This window comes from Saccharopolyspora soli, assembly GCF_022678645.1.
GTDB classification, from domain to species: Bacteria; Actinomycetota; Actinomycetes; order Mycobacteriales; family Pseudonocardiaceae; genus Saccharopolyspora; species Saccharopolyspora soli.
Genome location: NZ_JALBWV010000169.1, coordinates 1 through 1,126 on the forward strand (window position 1 = coordinate 1; position 1,126 = coordinate 1,126).

The 1,126-nt window shown below is 67.1% G+C and carries 1 protein-coding gene; it reads left to right on the forward strand.

What is annotated here, in order from left to right:
* Positions 1–297: 297 nt before the first annotated feature.
* On the forward strand, positions 298–1,126 hold an 829-nt coding region (locus tag MOQ72_RS44120), incomplete at its 3' end, for an oxidoreductase (protein WP_242192035.1).

Genomic DNA, 1,126 nt, shown 5'->3' on the forward strand with positions numbered 1-1,126 from the left:
ACCAACGACGGTATAGTTACGATACTGTTTAGACAAGTAAATGGATCGAAGAGTTCACCAGCAGGACAGGCCGGATCGGACGAGAGCGTTCTCCCGTCGGGTCCGCCCGGTCACACTACGCGGATAACTTGCAATATCAGGCCGGTTCGATGTACTGGACGCGCAATATTCGACAACCCGCATGGACACGCCGACGACGCCCAGGTTCGCGCGCCACGGGGCCCAGTGCATAATTTCGTACTTGTTGGTTTCGTAAACCTGTTCGCGCAGAGAGCTCACCAGAAGGGAAGTGAAGAGATGTCCGTGTGGTTCGTGACCGGTGCGTCCAAGGGCTTCGGAGCGCACGTCGTGCGAGAGGCGCTGACCCGGGGGCACCAGGTCGTTGCCACGGCCCGGCGGCCGGAGTCGGTGACCGAGGCGTTGCCCAACGCAGGCGACGCACTGGCCGTCGCGCCCCTCGACGTCACCGACGAGGCCCAGGCCGCCGGGGCTGTCGAACTAGCGGTGCAACGGTTCGGCCGGATCGACGTGCTGGTCAACAACGCCGGCCGCGGCCTGCTCGGCGCAGTCGAGGAGGCCACCGACGCCGAGGTCCGCTCGGTGTTTGACACCAACGTTTTCGGCCTGCTCGACGTCACCCGGGCGGTGCTGCCGATCATGCGTCGGCAGCGTTCCGGCCGGATCTTCAACCTGAGCTCCGTCGGCGGAATCGCAGTCGGCCAGGGCTGGGGCGTCTACGGCGGCACGAAGTACGCCGTCGAGGGCATCTCGGAGGCACTGCGCCAGGAGCTCGCCCCGCTCGGCGTACAGGTCACGATCGTCGAGCCGGGCGTGTTCCGCACCGACTTCCTCGACGGCAGTTCGCTGGCCACCGCCGCCACCGAGATCGACGACTACCGGGAGACCTCGGGCGGCACCCGCCGATGGGCCACTGAAAACAACCACCAGCAGGCGGGCGACCCGGCAAAGCTGGCCGCGGTGATCGCCGACGTCTCCGAGGCCGAGCAGCAGCCGGTCCGACTGCAGCTGGGCGCGGACTGCGTCGCGCGGGTCACCGAGCGGCTCGACGCCATCCGCGCCGAGCTCGAGGAGTGGCGTTCGGTCGCGGAGAGCACCGCATTCGACG